At 33.8% G+C, this 456-nt stretch carries 1 protein-coding gene; it reads right to left on the bottom strand.

From position 1 onward, the window contains the following. The coding region (locus M3190_RS15215) for a hypothetical protein (protein WP_251583561.1) at positions 1-293 on the bottom strand (293 nt) is incomplete at its 3' end. Between the last annotated feature and the right edge of the window lie 163 nt (positions 294-456).

The following is a 456-nucleotide window of genomic DNA, read 5'->3' as shown; positions in this document are numbered from 1 at the left end:
ACATTATAAGCAGGAATAATAATACTTAGACCAATCGTCGGCGCAAAATCAAACCCAGCAAACTGAGATTCTTTAAATTCATAAGGTTTAAAATTTAAAGGTTGCGCATCCTTGCATACCTTTTTATTAAGATAACGGTGATAATAATAATTTGAATGCCGATAGCCTGAATAAGCCCCATAAACACCATTAGCAAACAACTGATTATCCAGTAAACTATTGGGTAGTTTTAGTTTCCTCACCACAGCATTGCTAATAGCAAATTTTTTGGCGTTATTAGTAGGTTGAGTCATTGGTTATCCTCCACTAACTTTCGTATAGTTGTTGAAGCGCAATAGCATTTTGATAGATATCAAAACCTTGCTGGGATAAAGTATTAAATATTTGCTCATCAGATAAACTGAATTTAGCAAAATTCATTACTTTTTCCGCCCAAATTTCTGCATTATCAATGGG

Origin of the sequence: Microbacterium oleivorans, from assembly GCF_023715745.1 — a bacterium.
GTDB lineage: Bacteria > Actinomycetota > Actinomycetes > Actinomycetales > Microbacteriaceae > Microbacterium > Microbacterium oleivorans_D.
This window is presented reverse-complemented; position numbering and strand designations above follow the sequence as displayed.